The sequence below is a fragment of the Actinomadura syzygii genome (genome assembly GCF_008085905.1).
Taxonomy (GTDB): Bacteria; Actinomycetota; Actinomycetes; order Streptosporangiales; family Streptosporangiaceae; genus Spirillospora; species Spirillospora syzygii.
On the sequence record NZ_VSFF01000017.1, the window covers coordinates 207,085 to 223,440 of the forward strand.

A 16,356-nucleotide genomic window follows, 5' to 3' on the forward strand; every position below is an offset into this window, starting at 1 on the left:
TCGCGCGTCGCCGATTGGGCTACCGTCGAGTAAGGCATTCCCGCCCCCACATACGTGAGAGTGGATCCGAGTGGACTGGAACGACTTCGCCCAGCGGCTGACATTGGAGCTCTCACGCCTGCCGGTCACTTCGTTCGTCATCGTCCAGGGGACGAGTGGGCTGCCGTACGTCCAGGCGATGCGGGCCGAGGGGTTGTTCGACGCGGAGGCCGTCAGCAGTGCTTTCCTGCCCAGGCCGCTGGCCCCGGGCCAGGAACGGCGGCTCAGGGCGCTCGGCTGGGAACCCCCGGACGACGAGGAACGCAGGAACTGGTGGCGCCAGTTTCCCCTGCGCGAGCGCAGCGGCCGTGCCGCCGCCGAACATCTCGAGACGTGCGCGCTGCTCGCCGGGCAGATGGTGGGCGCGTTCCGCGACGCCTACGGGATCGAGTCGCCGCTCGGTCTCGTCTACCAGGCCAGCCGGTCGGGACCGGAAGGCGGCCCTCTGCCGCTCCCCGGGCTGGGGATCCGGCCCGCCGTTCCGGAGGGGGGCGGACGTCCCCCCGCACGGCCCGCGCGTCCGTCCGGGTCCGCGTTGGAGAGCGCGCTCACCGAGGCCCGGGAACGCGGTGACCAGAGCGGCTACCTCGAACTGCTGGCGCGGGCCGTCCTGTACCTGCCCGCACCCGGCGACCCCGGCGCGGGCGGGCACCAGTTCGCCACGGCCCAGTTCGGCGACGGGACGTTCGTGCTGGCGTTCACCTCACCCGAGGCGATGGACCGCTCCTTGCAGGGCCAGGCGGTGCACCACCGGGAGGCGTCGCTGTCGGAGCTGGCCCGGCGGTGGCCGCGCCCGGAGTGGCAGCTCGCGATCAACCCGGGCCTTCCCAGCGCGTCCTTCCTGGACGCCAAGGCGCTCTTCGAGCCCGAGGAGCCGCGCACGGCGGCCGCGCCGACGCCGCCCATCCCGACGGACGTCCATGTCGCGGGCGCATCGGTCCGGTCCCCTTCGCGCGGCCGAACCGGCGGCGCCGAGCCGGCCCGCGAGCGCCGCGCCGCCGCGCGGAAGGCCCCCAGTCAGCCGGAGAGCCCTGCTCCCGCGCGGGCCGAACCTCGCCCACCCTCCGCCGTCCCGGCCGCCTCACAGACGCCCACACGTCCGCCCGCCCCGCTGGTCCCGCCGCCCTCGCCGCGCGAGACGCCGAGCGACCCGCAGGGGTTGCCGGTGACCCCGACGCTTGAGCACGGGCCGAGTGTCACCGCTCACGACGTCGTCGCGGACAGGCCGGCCGGTCCGCAGCGGACACCGGTCGCACCCGCGCCTGGAGGGGGCCAGGAGAAAGCCTCTGTTACGAGACAGCAGACAGTCCCGTTCCCTAGGGAGCAAATGTCTGTGGAAGGCACGGCTCGGGTCGTGGTCATGCAGAAGGTGGTGCGACCAGAGCATGTGCAGCACTACCTGGAGGGCGGCTACGACCTCGTCGCCGGTTATGTGCACCGGCTCCAGGACGTCGCTGAGATGACGACCCCGGCCTCGATGATCCACGGCCTCGGACTGCTGTACGAGGGGTCGCCGTTCGCGCCCACGGACGAAGAGGTCTTCGCGATCCGCTGGCCCGCGGTGAAGCCGCCGTTGTTCCGGCGTCCGTCGGGTGAGTCGGAACGTGCGCCTGGGGACGGTCCCGCCATTCCCGAGTTCAGAATCGAGAGTCAGCGCCTGCCGCACGGGGCCGAGCTGTACCGGATCGTCGCGAACGGTCCCGAGGCCCTGGTGGCGTCCTACGACGCCGACTTCCGCCGGTGGCTCGTGCGGCTTCCCGGAGGACGGGGATGAGCGTCCGGCACGGTTTCTACGCGGCCTGGCACGGAGCCGAGTACGAAGCCAGCCCGGACGGCGACTGCGTGCGGCTCTACACCTCCCAGCCGGTCGACGGCTTCCGTCAGGCAGCGCCGGACAGGTGGGTCCAGGTGGTGCCGCGGTCGGAGGTGGGGCACTTCCGGTACGTCCTGACGCACTGCACCTGGCGGGGCGAGCCGTTCGTGGTGCTCGGCGAACACGAGGGCTGGTTGCGCGTGGAGTACAGCGGCGGCGAGGCGCCGGTGGCCGAGGGGCTCGGCCTGGAACTGTTCGACCGGGGCGTGTACCAGGCGTGGGCGTCCAGGCACGAGGTCGAGGACGTGCGCGAGGAGTCCGTCTGAGTCCCGGGATTCGGTGGTAGGTCTTGGGCATGGCGATCATGGACATCAACGCCGACCTCGGTGAGGGGTTCGGCGTCTGGGAACTGGGCGACGACCTCGCGCTGCTCGACGTCGTCACGAGCGCGAACGTGGCGTGCGGGTTCCACGCGGGCGATCCGCTCATCATGCGGCGGGTGTGCGCGGCGTCCGTGGAACGCGGCGTGACGATCGGCGCCCAGGTGTCGTACCGGGATCTGGCGGGGTTCGGACGGCGGGAGATGGACGTCGCCCCAGCCGAGCTGACCGCCGAGATCCTGTACCAGATCGCCGCCCTGGACGGCATCGCCCGAACAGAGGGCGGACGGGTCGCCTACGTCAAGCCGCATGGGGCGCTCTACAACCGGGTGGTCCGTGACGCGGTGCAAGCCAAGGCGGTGGCAGACGCCGTGCGTGCGTACGACCCCTCGCTGCCTCTGCTGACGCTTCCCGGCTCGGCGGTGCATGACGTGGTCGACGAGCTCACCGTGGTCGCCGAGTGTTTCGCCGACCGGGCTTACACGCCGTCCGGTGCGCTGGTGTCCCGCCGTGAACCGGGAGCGGTCATCCACGACCCGGACGCCGTCGTCCAGCGTGCGGTCAGGATGGCCTTGGACGGAACGGTCGTCGCGGTAGACGGCGGTGAGGTCGCGCTGAAGGCGCGCTCCATGTGCGTGCACGGCGACACTCCAGGCGCGGTGGAGTTGGCGCGGTCGGTGCGGTCGGCCCTGTCCGGGGCGGGCGTCACGCTGGAGTCGTTCGCGTGAGAGTGCTCCGTGCCGGTGACGCGGCCCTGCTCGTGGAGACCGAGGACCTCGCTACCGCGCTCCGCCTCAACGCGGCCCTCCGCGACGAAGGTCTCCCTGGCGTGGTGGACGTCGTCCCCGGTGAGCGGACGGTCCTGGTCATGGCGGACACGTCCGCCGATCTGGACCGGCTCGCCGCGCGGCTTCCGCAACTGCGTTTGCCTGCGGACGCGGCGGACGACGCTGACCCGGTGGAGGTGCCGGTCGTCTACGACGGGGAGGACCTGGACGAGGTCGCCCGGCTGACCGGGTTGTCCAGCGACGAGGTCGTCCGGCGGCACTCCGCCGCCTTCTACACGGTGGCCTACCTGGGTTTCTCTCCCGGTTTCGCCTACCTGACCGGGCTCGACCCCGTGTTGCATGTGGCGCGGCGTGCGTCGCCGCGGACGTCGGTCCCGGTCGGCTCGGTGGCGATCGCCGGTCCGTACGCGGCCGTTTATCCGTCCCGGTCGCCGGGCGGCTGGAGGCTGCTCGGCCGGACGGGCCTGCGGCTGTGGGACGAGACGCGCGACCCGCCCTCGCTGCTGCGTCCAGGGACGCGCGTGCGGTTCGTTCCCGAGGAGCGCTCGTGATCGAGGTCGTACGACCCGGGCCGCTGGCGACCGTCCAGGATCTGGGCAGGCCGGGGCACGCTCATCTCGGCGTCCCGCGCTCGGGGGCCGCGGACGAGCGCGGGCTCCGTTTGGCCAACCGGCTGGTCGGCAATCCCGAGGGCGCGGCAGGCGTGGAGTTCACTTTCGGTGGGGCCGCGTTGCGTTTCCACGAGCACGCTTGGATCGCGGTCACGGGCGCTCCTGTGCCACTGTGCGTCAACGGACGGGAATGCGGGACGAACGCGCCCTGCCATGTTCCGGAGGGTGCACTGGTCGAGTTCGGTACGCCTTCGTCTGGGCTGCGCAGTTATCTCGCTGTGCGCGGTGGGGTCGAGGCAGAGCAGGTACTTGGGAGCCGTTCGACCGACCTGCTGTCCGGCCTTGGGCCCGCACCACTCTCCTCAGGCGACCGCCTCGCGCTGGGTTCTTCTGCTGGGCTCGTGGACATCGCCGTGGACTTCGCCCCCACACCGCCTCTGGCCGAGACACCGGTACTGCGCATCCTGCCCGGACCGCGCGACGACTGGTTCACCGAGGACGCGATGGCCACGCTCACGTCCGCGTCATATGAGGTGTCGCCGGACAGCAACCGCGTAGGCGTCCGTTTGAACGGTCCAGCGCTCACCCGTGCCCGTGACGGGGAACTCGGCAGCGAGGGCATGGTCACCGGGTCGCTCCAGGTGCCGCCCAACGGGCTGCCCATCATCTTCTTGGCCGACCATCCGACGACCGGTGGCTACCCCGTGGTGGCCGTACTGGAGTCGTCAGCCGTCAACGACGCCGCGCAGTTGCGTCCCGGCCAGCACCTCCGTTTCCGTACTTAGGTCAAGGGGGCCGGTGCGGACCTCTCCAGATGCGACACGTCGTTGAAGCCCCGAATCGATGACAGGCCACCGAGCCTCACCAGCCGCGAAACGGAACCGTTGTCGGGCGTCATGAAGGCGAACGGCCTCGCCCCGGTCGCGGACGCGAGCGCCTGCCCGATCACTCCGCCGTGGGTGAACACGGCAATGCGTCCACCCGCGTGAGCCTCTGCCAAGCGAGTGAGGGCTTCGTCTATCCGCGCGACGAACGCCTCGTTGGATTCGGCGCCGGGAATGACGTCCCAGCGCTCTTCGGCGAACATCCGCTGTGCCACCGGATCGTTCTCGGCGACCTTCTTGCGGAACAGGCCGCCCTCCCATTCCCCGAGATACACCTCGCGCAGCCCGCGTTCGACGCGCGGCTCCAACCCGAGTCGGCGTGCCAAGGGCGCGGCGGTCTGCGCGGTGCGGCGCAGGGGCGTCACGTAGACGGCGTCGAGGTGCTCCTCTGCCAGCCGGTCGCCGACACGTTCGGCCTGGTTACGTCCTTCCGGTGCAAGCGCGGGATCGCCCTGGCCGTCCACGAGCGGGAACGGGCGGTCCGGGCGGGCGGGCTCGGACGCGCCATGCCGGACCAGCAGGATCTCGGCCGCGCCGTCCGGTGGCTTGTAGCGCTCCTGCCGGTACTCGACCGGATCATCCCGCGTCTCCCGCTCATCCATGGTCGGTCACGCTAGACGAGCGTTTTCGGTTCGCTTCGCGCGCCCTGGCGCGAACCCGATCAGGCCAGCAGAGAACTCATTCGGGCGACCTCCTCCTTGAGCGGTGCGGCGGGGACGTCCTCGAACGTGGTCACGGCGATGTCACCGTCCTTGGCCTCCCAGACGCCAGCCACCCGCCCCTCGTACAGGACGACGGGTGAGATCCACCCCGCGGCCCGGCTGACCTCCTTGCGACGTTCGGCGGGCACCAGATAGGTCGCCCCTGTCCCGGCCCCGAGGACGTACTGGTCGAACGCGCCGAGCAGCCGCACAGACGTGCTCGGCTCGGTCGCCAAGAGTTCGTCACGGTGTTCTTCCAGGACGTTCATCTGCACGCCGTCCACATCGACAGTGCTGAGGCCGTCCTGGGCTGCGGCGAACCATTCCTTGACGTCCTTCTTGCGGCTCGTCTTGCGCATCAGCCAGTTGTCGAACATGTCAGGGGTGGCGGGCCCGTGCGCGCCGACGAACGCATGGACGACCGTGCGGGCGGCGTCCTCCACCGAGGGGAGGTCCGTCCAGCCGGGCAGAAAGTGTCGCGGCGAGGTGAACGTCACGCGCGTGCCCTGCGGAGGCCCGTAACAGAGCACACCCCACCAGGCGAGCGGCTTGAGCAGCGTTCCCCAGCCCGACCCGAGTACATCGGCGAGATGCTGCGACCCGGTTTCGTCGACCACCGCCTTGGTGAGTTCCTCGCGGGTGAGTGCCGCTCCGCCCGACAGCGCGCCGGTGGCGGCCGCCGCGATCTCCTCCAGATCGGCCGGGGTCGCCCCGAAGGTCCTCTGCCAGCTCGCCTTCTCCCAGGGGCGGGCGGTGGCGCACAGGGCGAGGTAGGCGGCGGCCTCTTCGACTGGGAGCACGTGCAGGGTTCCGCGCATCGCCCACGTCTTGACGAGGGTGCGTTCGCCGGTCAGCGCCCGTGCCACGGCCCCCGGCTCGCGGGTCGTTCGCCGTACCGCCACGGCGAACTCCGCGGCGGACGCGACCTGCGCCTGGACTCCGGCCAAGCGCCGCGCCATCCGCACCGCCGTCGCGTCCTCGGGGCATTCAATGAACTGCCGCCGCATCCGCCAGGCCAGCACCTGCGCCCATGTCACCGAGGTCATGCCCTCGATTACAGCGCACGCCCCGGACAGAACGCGCCGGAGGTCACGCCAGGCGGTGGGCGAGGTCGGCGAAGGCGTCGCGTACGTCGTCGGCGGTGAGGACGGTCAGGTCATCGGTCGTGGCGGCGTCGCCCAGACCGGCGGCACGCAGCGCCCTGCACGCACACGCCTTCTCGTACAGGGAGCGAGCGAAGCGTCCGTTGCCCAACTCGTCGATGCGTCCCGCACCGCAGACGCGCTGGAACACGAGAGCGAGGTCGTCCAAGGCACGCTCTTCCCAGTGGTCGCCACCCTCTTCGGCGATGAGCTGTGCGATGCGGAGCAGTTCGTCAGGCCCGTAGGAGGGGAAGTCGACACGGACGTCGAACCGTGACGCAAGCCCAGGGTTGGACGACAGGAACCGGTGCATGTCGTCCTCGTAACCGGCGAGGACGACGACGAGCCGGTCGCGGTCGTCCTCGGCTCGCTTGAGGAGGGTCTGCACCGCTTCGGCGCCGAAGGCGTCCCCACCGGAGTAGCCCGGATTGCTCAGCGAGTACGCCTCGTCCACGAAAAGGACACCGCCTAGGGCGGAGTCGATGATTTTGTTCGTCTTGAGGGCTGTCGCACCCAGATGCTCACCGACGAGGTCGGCGCGCTGTGCCTCGACCACCTCGGGGCGGGCGAGCAGCCCGGACGCGGCGAAGATGCGTCCGAGCACGCGGGCGACGGTCGTCTTCCCGGTGCCGGGCGGTCCGGTGAACACGAAGTGCCGGGTCGGCGGGCGGGTCACGAGGCCCTGCTCCTGCCGCATCCGGGCGACCTGGAGCTGCGCGGCGATCTCCCTGACCTGCCGTTTCACCGGTTCGAGCCCGATCATCGCGGTGAGCGAGCCGAGCGCCTCGTCCAGCGTCGGGGTCTCGGCGTAGCCCCGGTACCGCTCGGTGACCTCGGCGAACGCGGCCTCGACGTCGGCGGCGCGCAGGGTGACCAGGTCGTCGGCGCTGGGCCGCGCGGGCTCGCCGGACGCGGACACGGCGTCGACCACCCGCACGTCCCGCGCGCGCGCCGCCGCCTCGGTCAGCGACCGGACGAACCGTCCGTTGCCCAACTCGTCGACGATGCCGCGTCGTTCGACCTCCTCGAAGCGTTCCGCGAGCCTCTGCCGGGCCTCCGCGTCGAGCCGGTCCTCCCGCAGCCCGGTGTGGTAGTCGGCGATCTGCAGCAGTTCGGACGGGCGGTACGACGGGAAATGCACGCGCGTGCCGAACCGCGACGCCAGACCGGGATTGGAGTCGAGGAACTCGGCCATCTGCGCGTCGTATCCCGCCAGGATGATGACGAGGTTGTCGCGGTCGTCCTCGGCGCGTTTGAGCAGGGTCTGCACGGCCTCGTCACCGAACCGGTCGGGCTGCCCTTCGGCGGAGTTGGCGAGGCTGTACGCCTCGTCGATGAACAGCACCCCGCCCAGAGCGGAGTCGACGAGCCGGTTGGTCTTCAGGGCCGTGGCCCCAAGGAACTCACCGACGAGGTCCGCGCGGTGGGCCTCGACCAACGCCGGCTCAGGCAGCAGCCCGAAGGCGTAGAAGATTTTGGCGAGTACGCGGGCCACGGTGGTCTTGCCCGTGCCGGACGGCCCAACGAACACGAAGTGCCGCATCGGCTTCTCCGTGGGCACCCCGGCGGCGGCCCGCATATGCGCCGCCTCGATGGACGCGGCGATCGAGCGGACCTGGCGCTTGACCGGTTCGAGCCCGATCATCGCCTCGAGTTCGGCGAGCGCCTCCGCCACGGAGATCTCCGGAGTCTTCTCTTTGCGGGTCTCCCCTGTGGCGGTGCGCTCCGGAGCGGCGGCCTCGGCCGCCTGCGCGGCGGCGCGCTGTCCATGGCCCGCGGGCACGGCCGCGGCGACGCCTGCGTCGTCCTCGTCGGAGTTCCGCCGGTCGGGCTTGCCGGAACGCCCCGGCCGGTCGGTCTTCTCAGACCGATCCCGTTTGTCGTTGCCTGACGGGTGCTTTCGCGGTCCCACGCTCGCGTCCCCCTTGGGTCCGGCCTGTTCCTGCACCCAGCCGGTCTCGTACGCCTCAGCGGGCACCGTGCGGCGCGCCCGGTCCCACCGGTAGACGAGGACGGCGAGGGCCGCCGCCCATGCCGGTGCCGCGCTCGCCCGCGGCAGCAGATGCGCCAGTGCGGCCGTGGCCGCCCCTGCCGCGCCCAGCGCGACGAGTGCGGTGCGCCATGGCGTGTACCCCCGCAGTCGGAACGCGATGAACGCCACCGGTAGGGCGAGCAAGGCCAGGAGCAGATCGGGACGCAGATACGCCGGGTGGTCTTCACCCGAGTAGAGCCCGCCCAGAGGGATCGACACCGCGAGCCAGGCGACGACCACGGTGACGAGTGCCATTCCCGTGGGCGAGCGCAGGGTCAGGTGGACGACGACGAGCAGGACCACCGCGAACGCCGGCGTGGCGAGGATCGGGCCGTCGAGCAGGATCGCGCCCGACACCGTGAGCGCGACGAGCAGCACCCCGGCCAGGAAACGGACGCCCGGGGTGATCTGGAAATAGCGCCAACGAAGGCGCTCGAAAAGATCCCGTGCCGCGGCGTCCTTCGCCGGGCGGGAGCGGGACCTGCCGAACAGAGCCATCAGAAGCGAGTAAAGCGCAGGACCGCCCGGAACGGGACTCCCCGCGCCCGGTTCCTTGGTGTCACGCCCGCCGAACTGCTGCGGTACGGGGAAACGCCGATCCCGAGACCAGGACATTTGGACTGTCCAGAAGTGCCCGTTCAGGACTCGCAGCCGACTCCGGCCGAATTCGCCGTGTCCCCGCCCCGCCTTCGGCGCGCACGGCGCCGGGGACCCTACGATTTGGGGCGCGTCCCCCGAGGCGCGTCCCCTGAACGGTTCCCGAGGAGATCCCTTGACCGATCCCACCCGTGCCCTGCCCGGACTGGTTCCCGGCCCTGCCGATAAGGCCGCCACGGTGTCGCGCGTAGCGGGCTACGAGATCGAGGACGAGCTCCGGGCCATGTCACCGGCCGGGCGCGAGGTCCGCATCGCCGGAGTGGACGAAGTTGGACGCGGCGCCTGGGCCGGTCCCGTCGTGGTGTGCGCGGCGGTCACCGACATGACGCCGCCGCCCGTCCTCCAGGGGCGTGGCAAGAAGACCATCGGCCTGACCGACTCGAAACTGCTCACCGAAACCCATCGCGAGTCGTTCGCCGAAGTCCTGTCGGGGTGGCTTTCCGGTTACGCCATCGGCGCGTCCAGTCCCGAGGAGATCGACGCCTTGGGAATGACGGAGGCGCTGCGTCGCGCGGCCGTTCGCGCGCTGGAGGCGCTGCCCGTCACCCCGGACGTCGTCATCCTGGACGGAAAGCACGATTTCCTGAGCCGCCCCTGGCGGGTGCGGTGCGAGATCAAGGCCGACCAGCGTTCGGTCAGCGTCGCCGCCGCCTCCGTCATGGCGAAAGTGCACCGCGACGGGCTCATGGCAGCGCTCGACGGCGAATTCCCCGGATACGGGTTCGCGGACAGCGCGGGATATCCGTCGCCCGTCCACCAGAAGGCGCTTGAGGAGTTCGGGCCGACGCCGCATCACCGGATGTCGTGGTCCTACCTGGACGACCTCCCGCGCTGGAAGCACCTGAAGAAGCACCGCGACCCGCTCGCGGGCGAAGGGCAGCTCAGCCTCCTGTGACCGGGCGGGCCGTCCGCGCATGAGTCATCTCCGCCGACCCGGGTAGGGCGGCCCCAACGGGAGGTGCACGCCATGGACGCCGTTGTGAAGAAACTGCTGAACGAGTCGGGCGAGACGTTCGCCTCGGAGGCGGGCATCACGCTGAAGGACCAGCCGGCCGCGTTGTTCAAACTGCTCGTCCTGGCCAACCTGCTCAGTGCCCGCATTTCGTCGGACATCGCCATGGCGGCGGCGCGCGAACTGTTCGACGCCGGAGGCGGCACACCACGCGGCATGAGGAAACTGACCTGGCAGGAACGGGTCGACGCCCTGGGACGCGGCCACTACGTCCGATACGACGAGAGCACCGCGTCCCGGCTGGGCGACGTCGCCGACCTCGTCCAGGACAAGTACAAGGGCGACCTCAGACGGCTCGCCGTCGAGGCTGGGCGCGACCCCGAGAAGGCGGCCGAACTGCTCCAGGAGTTCCCCGGCATCGGACCCACCGGCGTGGACATCTTCTGCCGCGAGGCCCAGGCCATCTGGCCCTGGCTGCGCCCCTACGTGGACGGCCAGGTGAGGAAGGGCGCGGAGCGGATCGGCCTCCCGTCAGACGCCGACCGGCTCGCGTCCCAGGTGCCCGACAAGGACCTCGCGCGGCTGAGCGCCGCCCTGGTGCGGGTGGCGCGCGACAAGAAGCTGGCCGACGCCGTGAAGGCCGCCTGAGGCGCCCCTGCCGAGATCAGAGGCGGACGATGACCTCGTCCACCGGCTTGCGGGTGATGTCGGGGACCATCGCGTCGTCGGCCGGGTAGCCGACCGGGATCACGACGTAGGCGCGTTCCTCCTGCGGACGCTCGCACACCTCGTTCAGGAACCTCATGGGGCTCGGGGTGTGCGTGAGGGTCGCCAGACCGGCCTGGTGCAGCCCGGCCAACAGGAACCCGACCGCGATGCCCACCGACTCCTTCACGTAGTAGGGGCGCGGTGTCTCCGGCCCCTTGTGCACCTCGAAAACGATGATGACCGCGGGGGCGTCCTCCAGGAACGGCTTGCGCCAATCGGTGCCCAGCGGGGCCAGCGCCTCAAGCCATTCGTCCGAAGCGCGCCGCTCGTAGAACTCGCGCTCCTCCTGTTCCGCGGCCTCCCTGAGCATCCGCTTGCGCTCGGGGTCGGTGATGACCACGAAACGCCACGGCTGGAGGTTGGCCCCGCTCGGAGCGGTCGCGGCGGCACGGATCGCATTGTCGATGACGTCCGGCGGCACCGGGTGGGGCGAGAAGTCGCGCACGGTGCGGCGCAGCGTCATCGTGTCGGCGAACGCCCGCGCGCGCTCCGCGGCCTCCGTCGCCGGAACGTCGAAACGGGGTGCGGGGACGACGGGATACTGCCGCTGAGTAGTCATGCGACGTTCCTACCGTCGGCGCCGGGCCCGGGACAATCGGCAGGATCAGCCAATGTTCCGGGCCCGGCCTAGCACATGCACGAACCCGAGGGTCAGTCCTTACCGCGGGACGCGACCCACTCCAGGTTCCAGCTGTACGCCTGGTCGACCGTCATCTTCCCCCAGCGCGGACGTCCGGGCGGCGGGAGGATGAACCGGCCCTCCCGGCGGACGACCAGTTCGCCGTTGATGTTCTCGATGAGCGCGAGGACGGCGTCGCGGGACGCGTCGACGCAGTCGTCCATGCGCATGTCGATGGGCGGCGCGCCCACCGGGAACAGCGTGGCGACCGCGCCCAGGCCGCGGAAGTCGTCGGCGCCCTCGTAGATCTCGGCGAACACCAGGATCCGCTTGAAGTCGCGGGTGTGGTCGAGGTTGATGTGGAGGTTCTCTCCCGCCTCGATCGCTCCGGTGCGGTCGTCCTTGTCGAGCTTGATGTAGGGCGGACGGTCGAGCGCGCCCATGTCACCGAGCGCGTGGATGATGCCCTTGCGCCCGTCTTGCAGTTCCCACAGGCAGCAGAGGTCGAGGTCAAGGTCTACCCCGCGGCGGCGCTTGCCGAGCAGTCCCTTGGCGGCGCCCTCACGCGCGGTCCAGTTCAGGTTGACGCGCATGTGGCCGGACGTCGCGCCGTGCTTGGTGAGCGACACCGACGGCGCGTTCTTCGTCAGCGACACCGCCCCGCCCGGCTGCTGCGGCGGCTGTTGCGGCTGCTGCTGCGGAGGAGGCGGGGGCGCGTACTGACCGGGCGGAGGCGGCGCGTACTGGCCGGGCGGCGGAGGCGGTGCGTACTGGCCGGGCGGCGGAGGCGGTGCGTACTGGCCGGGCGGCGGAGGCGGCGTGTACTGCCCGCCTGGAGGCGGCGGGGCGTACTGGCCCGGCGGCGGAGGCGGCGCGTACCCGCCGCCCGGCGGGGGCGGCGGAGGCGCGTACTGGCCGCCGGGCGGAGGCGGGGGCGGGGCGTACTGGCCGCCGGGCGGCGGGGGCGGCGTCTGGGGCTGCTGAGGGGCGGGCGGGGGCGGCGGAGGGGCCGCCTGGCCCGGGTCGTCGACCGAGATCCCGAAGTCGGTGGCCAGGCCGCCGAGGCCCGAGTCGTAGCCCTGGCCGACCGCGCGGAACTTCCATCCGCCCTGCCGCCGGTACAGCTCGCCCAGCACGAACGCGGTCTCGCTGGTGGCGCCCTGGCTGTCGAACCGGGCGACCTCCGTTCCGGCGGCCGCGTCGACGACCCGCACGTACAGCCCCTGCAACTGGCCGAACGTCCCGCCGTCCGAGGACGCCGCGATGACGATCTTGTCGATGCCGGGCTCGACGCGGTTCAGGTCGACGGCGAGGACGTCCAGGACGGTCGGCCCCTGCTGCTTGCCCTCGTGCCGGACCGCGCCCGACTTGTGGGCTGGCTGGTTGTAGAAGACGAAGTCCTCGTCCGAACGCACCCGTCCCGTGTCCGCCAGCAGGAGAGCCGACGCGTCCGCGTCGGGCACGCCCGGCCCGCTCTGCCAGCCGAGTTCGACCCGGACGGAGGGAACCGGCACCGCGGTGTTGGCGCCCTTCTGCATCGACATGAACGCTCCTCATCATCGGCCGATCTGCCCAACCTACGGGGTGGCCGCTCGGCCCCGCGACCTGCATGAGGAGAGGACGCACGGAAACGACCATGAGTTCCGCCCGGCCCTGTGCGCGCGCTCCAGCGTCAGGGGACGCGCGCGGTCCACTCCGGGGTGTCGAACTTGTCGCCCGCGTATTTGCGGGCGAGGCGGAGTTCGTCCTCGGTCACGTGCCCGTCGGCCAGGCCGTAGCGGGTCCGGAAGTGCTGAATCATGCGGTCGATGATGTCCTCGCGGGCGAGTCCGGTCTGGCGGCGCAGTGGGTCGACCCGTTTCACGGCGCTCGCGATGCCCTTGTCGGAGATCTTCTCCCTGCCGATCCGGAGCACTTGCAGCATCTTCTCTGCGTCGATGTCGTAGGCCATGGTGACGTGGTGCAGTACCGCTCCGGCGGCGAGTCGTTTCTGCGCGGCCCCGGCAATCTTGCCTTGGTCGGACGTGATGTCGTTCAACGGCTGGTACCAGGCCCTGATGCCGAGTTCGCCGAGCGCGCCCAGGACCCAGTCGTCCAGGAAGGCGTAGCTCTCCGCGAACGACATCCCGGCTACAAGCGTTTCCGGCGCGTACAGCGAGTACGTGATGGTGTTGCCAGGCTCGATGAACATCGCGCCACCGCCGCTGATGCGGCGCACCACGTTCACCCCGTGGCGTTCGGCCGCCTCAGCGTCCACCTCGTTCCGGAGGGATTGGAAACTGCCTATGACGACAGCGGGGGAAGCCCACTCCCACACCCGCAGCGTCGGCGGTCGGCGTCCCGAGCCCACTTCCTCGGCGAGGACCTGGTCCAGCGCCATGTGGAGGGCGGGCTCCTGCGGAGGCTCGTGAATCAGCCGCCAGTCGTGGTCCCGCCAGTCCGAGGCGCGCGTGACGGCCCGCCGGACGGCGATCCCCACGGCCTCGGAGGTGATTCCCAGCATGACCGTGTCGCGCGGCAGGCCCGCCTCCACGCGGGCGCCGATCGCCTTCGCGTCCAGCCCGGCCGGAAGGCCGTCCAGGATGCGGTCTATCCGCTCTAGGGCCTCGTCTGGTTCGAGGAAGAAATCGCCGCTGATCCTGGGGTTGCGCAGGAGGCCGTCCACGACATCGACGTCCGCGACGACGAGTTTGCCCCCGGGAACCTTGTACTCACCGTGCATCACGTAGATTCAAACCCCACCGTCCTAGCCTTGATTCCAGGGTTCAGTTGGGGGAGGCGACGCTGGTGAGCAATCTCGATGTACGACCGAAGCCGGTCCAATGCGGCGGACGGGACGACGTGCCGGGCGGTCCCGTCCACGAGCTCCTACCTCCGCGCCGGGTGCCGTTGGGCGAGAGCACGGTCGTCCGCAGACTTCTGCCCAGCCTGGGACGGCGCATGGTCGGCGCCTGGTGCTTCGTCGACCACTACGGGCCCGACGACATCGCGGACGAGCCAGGCATGCAGGTGCCGCCTCATCCGCACATCGGGCTGCAGACGGTGAGCTGGCTGCACGACGGCGAGGTTCTGCACCGCGACAGTCTCGGCAGCTTGCAGACCGTCCGTCCGAAGGAACTCGGGCTCATGACGGCCGGACGCGCCATCGCGCATTCGGAGGAATCCCCACGCGACCACCCGTCGATCCTGCACGGGGCGCAATTGTGGGTGGCGCTGCCCGACGAGAACCGGCACACCGACCCCGCGTTCGAGCATCATGGTGACCTCCCCGTCGTGGACGGTCCCGGCTTCAACGCGACGGTCATTTTGGGCGACCTCGACGGTGCCTCCTCACCCGGCACGACATTCACGCCGATCGTCGGTGCGGACCTTGCCTTGGACGACGGAGCCGATGTGCGCCTACCGGTCGAGCCAGACTTCGAGTACGCCGTGCTCACCATGTCGGGCGTCACCGAGGTCGACGGGATGCGTGTGGAGCCCGGTTCCATGCTCTACCTCGGGTGCGGACGACGAGAACTCCCCTTGCGGGCCGACGGCGACAGCGGTCTCGTCCTGCTGGGCGGGGAACCGTTCGAGGAGAAGCTCGTCATGTGGTGGAACTTCGTCGCCCGGACGGGCGAGGAGATCGCGCGGGCGCGCGAGGACTGGACCACCGGTGACCGCTTCGGCGAGGTGCGCGGCTACGACGGTCCGCCCATTCCCGCGCCCGCGATGCCTGCCACTCCTCTGAAAGCACGGGGGCGCACGCGCTAAGAACCCGCGAGTCCTAACGGTCGGCGGGGAGGAATTCGTCGAGTGCCTCTGCGACCAGTTCGGGCTGTTCGAGCGTCTGCATATGCGGCGTCCCGGGAAGCTCCCGGTAGGTCGAGCTGGGAATGCGCTCCGCAATGCCCGACATGACCTCCGGTGTGGTCGAGGCATCGTGCTCACCCGCGAGGACCAGGACGGGGAAGTCGGCCCTGGCGAGCCGTCCCTGAACGTCCACGTCCTTGAAGGCGCGCCAAGCGGCGGCCCAGTCGGACGGGTCGAACCGGCGAATGTGCTCACGCGCGTACCGCACACCCCAGGGATTCGTGGCGAGAGCGGCAGGCGTGAACCACCGCGTCAGTGTCGGGACGATCTGCGCCTCCATCCCGTCTACCTCGCCAGAGCGCGCGCGGTCCTCGAACGCAGCGAACGGGTGGTCGGTCGTGGCGAGCAGCGCCAGCGACGCCAGCCGCTCCGGCGCGTTGACGGCGACGGTCTGCGCGATGCCTCCGCCCATGGACAACCCGACAACGTGCGCACGGTCAACGCTGAAAGCGTCCATAACACCGAGCATGTCTGCCGCGAGGTCGTTCATCGTGAACGGACGGGACATCCCCCTTGCAACGCCATGGCCGCGGAAGTCGTACGCGAAGACGCGGCGGCCGTTGGCCAGACGGTCCATGACCGGCTCCCACATGCGCCAGTCCACACCCAAGGAATGCGACAAAATCACTGCGGGTCCGTGGTCCCCTCGCTGGGCCACAACCGTCTCGTGGTCGGCGAGCGCGACTCGATGCAGACGCGGAGGGTCCGGTATCTCCTGCTGCGCAAGGACGTCGTTCACCACGGCGAGTGCGTCAAGCGCGCGCGGGAAACCCGCATAGACCGAGAGGTGCTCGCAGAGCGCCAGCAGCTCGGACGGAGCGACACCCTGCCGCAACGCTCCCCGCACATGGCTGGCCAGACGGCGGTCGGCCCCGCCGCCAGCGGCGATGACGGCGACCGTCACCAGTTCGCGCGCACGACGGCTCAACTCCGGACGGGACAGCGGGCCGCCGAACGCCCCGTCCACGACCGTCTCGAACATCTGCGGGGACGTCCGCAGCACTTCGGCGAGAGCCTCCTCGGGATCGCCGCCCATCAGACCTTGGTATTCGCGCCTACCGCGCTTCATGCCGTGCTCCATTCCAGGAATTTCCCGCTCTCTGCGGACTCGCCAATCA

Annotated in this window: 15 protein-coding genes; 8 read left to right on the top strand and 7 right to left on the bottom strand. The window is 70.5% G+C overall.

Translation table 11 applies throughout. The features are described from left to right. Positions 1–70 precede the first annotated feature (70 nt). The 5 genes from FXF65_RS45655 to FXF65_RS39275 are packed head-to-tail and all read left to right on the top strand — an operon-like array spanning position 71 to position 4,416. Complete coding sequence (locus tag FXF65_RS45655) at positions 71–1,813, top strand: TY-Chap domain-containing protein (RefSeq protein ID WP_148355506.1); 1,743 nt, start codon at positions 71–73, stop codon at positions 1,811–1,813. Next, positions 1,810–2,178 (top strand): hypothetical protein, encoded by a 369-nt coding sequence (locus tag FXF65_RS39260; protein WP_148355508.1) that lies wholly within the window; start codon positions 1,810–1,812, stop codon positions 2,176–2,178. Before FXF65_RS45655 ends, FXF65_RS39260 begins: the two co-directional genes overlap by 4 nt. 29 nt (positions 2,179–2,207) lie before the next feature. Next, the gene (locus FXF65_RS39265) at positions 2,208–2,960 is read left to right on the top strand and encodes a LamB/YcsF family protein (RefSeq protein WP_148355510.1); all 753 of its coding nucleotides are present in this window, start codon (positions 2,208–2,210) and stop codon (positions 2,958–2,960) included. After that, on the top strand, positions 2,957–3,571 hold the full coding sequence (pxpB, locus tag FXF65_RS39270; RefSeq protein ID WP_148355511.1) for a 5-oxoprolinase subunit PxpB: 615 nt from the start codon (positions 2,957–2,959) through the stop codon (positions 3,569–3,571). The genes FXF65_RS39265 and pxpB overlap by 4 nt, the downstream gene beginning before the upstream one ends. Then, positions 3,568–4,416 (top strand): 5-oxoprolinase subunit C family protein, encoded by an 849-nt coding sequence (locus FXF65_RS39275; RefSeq protein ID WP_148355512.1) that lies wholly within the window; start codon positions 3,568–3,570, stop codon positions 4,414–4,416. Before pxpB ends, FXF65_RS39275 begins: the two co-directional genes overlap by 4 nt. Here FXF65_RS39275 and FXF65_RS39280 read toward each other — a convergent pair. The 3 genes from FXF65_RS39280 to FXF65_RS39290 are packed head-to-tail and all read right to left on the bottom strand — an operon-like array spanning position 4,413 to position 8,888. Continuing rightward, positions 4,413–5,117, bottom strand: coding sequence for a histidine phosphatase family protein (locus FXF65_RS39280; RefSeq protein ID WP_148355513.1), 705 nt, complete (start codon positions 5,115–5,117; stop codon positions 4,413–4,415). The genes FXF65_RS39275 and FXF65_RS39280 overlap by 4 nt on opposite strands. Before the next feature lie 59 nt (positions 5,118–5,176). Further along, complete coding sequence (locus FXF65_RS39285; protein ID WP_148355515.1) at positions 5,177–6,262, bottom strand: winged helix DNA-binding domain-containing protein; 1,086 nt, start codon at positions 6,260–6,262, stop codon at positions 5,177–5,179. Positions 6,263–6,305: 43 nt separating this feature from the next. Continuing rightward, complete coding sequence (locus FXF65_RS39290) at positions 6,306–8,888, bottom strand: AAA family ATPase (RefSeq protein ID WP_148355517.1); 2,583 nt, start codon at positions 8,886–8,888, stop codon at positions 6,306–6,308. Between the two features lie 382 nt (positions 8,889–9,270). On the opposite strand from FXF65_RS39290, the gene FXF65_RS39295 reads away from it, so the two are divergent. Together FXF65_RS39295 and FXF65_RS39300 are read left to right on the top strand one after the other, a co-directional pair. Further along, the gene (locus FXF65_RS39295) at positions 9,271–9,942 is read left to right on the top strand and encodes a ribonuclease HII (RefSeq protein ID WP_148355610.1); all 672 of its coding nucleotides are present in this window, start codon (positions 9,271–9,273) and stop codon (positions 9,940–9,942) included. 72 nt (positions 9,943–10,014) lie between these two features. Next, complete coding sequence (locus FXF65_RS39300; protein ID WP_148355519.1) at positions 10,015–10,647, top strand: HhH-GDP family DNA glycosylase; 633 nt, start codon at positions 10,015–10,017, stop codon at positions 10,645–10,647. A gap of 16 nt (positions 10,648–10,663) precedes the next feature. Here the strand turns inward: FXF65_RS39300 and FXF65_RS39305 are convergent, their stop codons facing one another. The 3 genes from FXF65_RS39305 to lplAB all read right to left on the bottom strand — a co-directional run bounded on the left by FXF65_RS39305 (position 10,664) and on the right by lplAB (position 14,108). Next, positions 10,664–11,326 carry a nitroreductase family protein gene (locus FXF65_RS39305; RefSeq protein ID WP_148355521.1) on the bottom strand — a complete coding sequence of 221 codons (663 nt, stop codon included), beginning with the start codon at positions 11,324–11,326 and terminating at the stop codon, positions 10,664–10,666. Positions 11,327–11,418: 92 nt separating this feature from the next. Beyond that, the gene (locus tag FXF65_RS39310; protein WP_148355523.1) at positions 11,419–12,930 is read right to left on the bottom strand and encodes a TerD family protein; all 1,512 of its coding nucleotides are present in this window, start codon (positions 12,928–12,930) and stop codon (positions 11,419–11,421) included. A gap of 128 nt (positions 12,931–13,058) precedes the next feature. After that, a complete protein-coding gene (lplAB, locus tag FXF65_RS39315) occupies positions 13,059–14,108 on the bottom strand; it encodes a lipoate-protein ligase LplAB (RefSeq protein ID WP_148355525.1) in 1,050 nt (349 codons plus the stop codon). Positions 14,109–14,173: 65 nt separating this feature from the next. Between lplAB and FXF65_RS39320 the strand changes: the two genes are divergently transcribed. After that, on the top strand, positions 14,174–15,139 hold the full coding sequence (locus FXF65_RS39320) for a pirin family protein (RefSeq protein ID WP_148355527.1): 966 nt from the start codon (positions 14,174–14,176) through the stop codon (positions 15,137–15,139). 13 nt (positions 15,140–15,152) lie between these two features. Here the strand turns inward: FXF65_RS39320 and FXF65_RS39325 are convergent, their stop codons facing one another. Beyond that, entirely contained in the window at positions 15,153–16,319 is a 1,167-nt protein-coding gene (locus tag FXF65_RS39325; RefSeq protein ID WP_148355529.1) for an alpha/beta hydrolase, read from the bottom strand. Between the last annotated feature and the right edge of the window lie 37 nt (positions 16,320–16,356).

Coding starts and splice junctions, on each gene's coding strand:
- FXF65_RS39265 (WP_148355510.1), top strand. CDS start 2,208: ATGGCGATCATGGACATCAACGCCGACCTCGGTGAGGGGTTCGGCGTC.
- lplAB (WP_148355525.1), bottom strand. CDS start 14,108: ATGCACGGTGAGTACAAGGTTCCCGGGGGCAAACTCGTCGTCGCGGAC.
- FXF65_RS39260 (WP_148355508.1), top strand. CDS start 1,810: ATGAGCGTCCGGCACGGTTTCTACGCGGCCTGGCACGGAGCCGAGTAC.
- FXF65_RS39285 (WP_148355515.1), bottom strand. CDS start 6,262: ATGACCTCGGTGACATGGGCGCAGGTGCTGGCCTGGCGGATGCGGCGG.
- FXF65_RS39290 (WP_148355517.1), bottom strand. CDS start 8,888: ATGGCTCTGTTCGGCAGGTCCCGCTCCCGCCCGGCGAAGGACGCCGCG.
- FXF65_RS39300 (WP_148355519.1), top strand. CDS start 10,015: ATGGACGCCGTTGTGAAGAAACTGCTGAACGAGTCGGGCGAGACGTTC.
- FXF65_RS39305 (WP_148355521.1), bottom strand. CDS start 11,326: ATGACTACTCAGCGGCAGTATCCCGTCGTCCCCGCACCCCGTTTCGAC.
- FXF65_RS39295 (WP_148355610.1), top strand. CDS start 9,271: ATGTCACCGGCCGGGCGCGAGGTCCGCATCGCCGGAGTGGACGAAGTT.
- FXF65_RS39280 (WP_148355513.1), bottom strand. CDS start 5,117: ATGGATGAGCGGGAGACGCGGGATGATCCGGTCGAGTACCGGCAGGAG.
- FXF65_RS39325 (WP_148355529.1), bottom strand. CDS start 16,319: ATGGAGCACGGCATGAAGCGCGGTAGGCGCGAATACCAAGGTCTGATG.
- FXF65_RS39310 (WP_148355523.1), bottom strand. CDS start 12,930: ATGTCGATGCAGAAGGGCGCCAACACCGCGGTGCCGGTTCCCTCCGTC.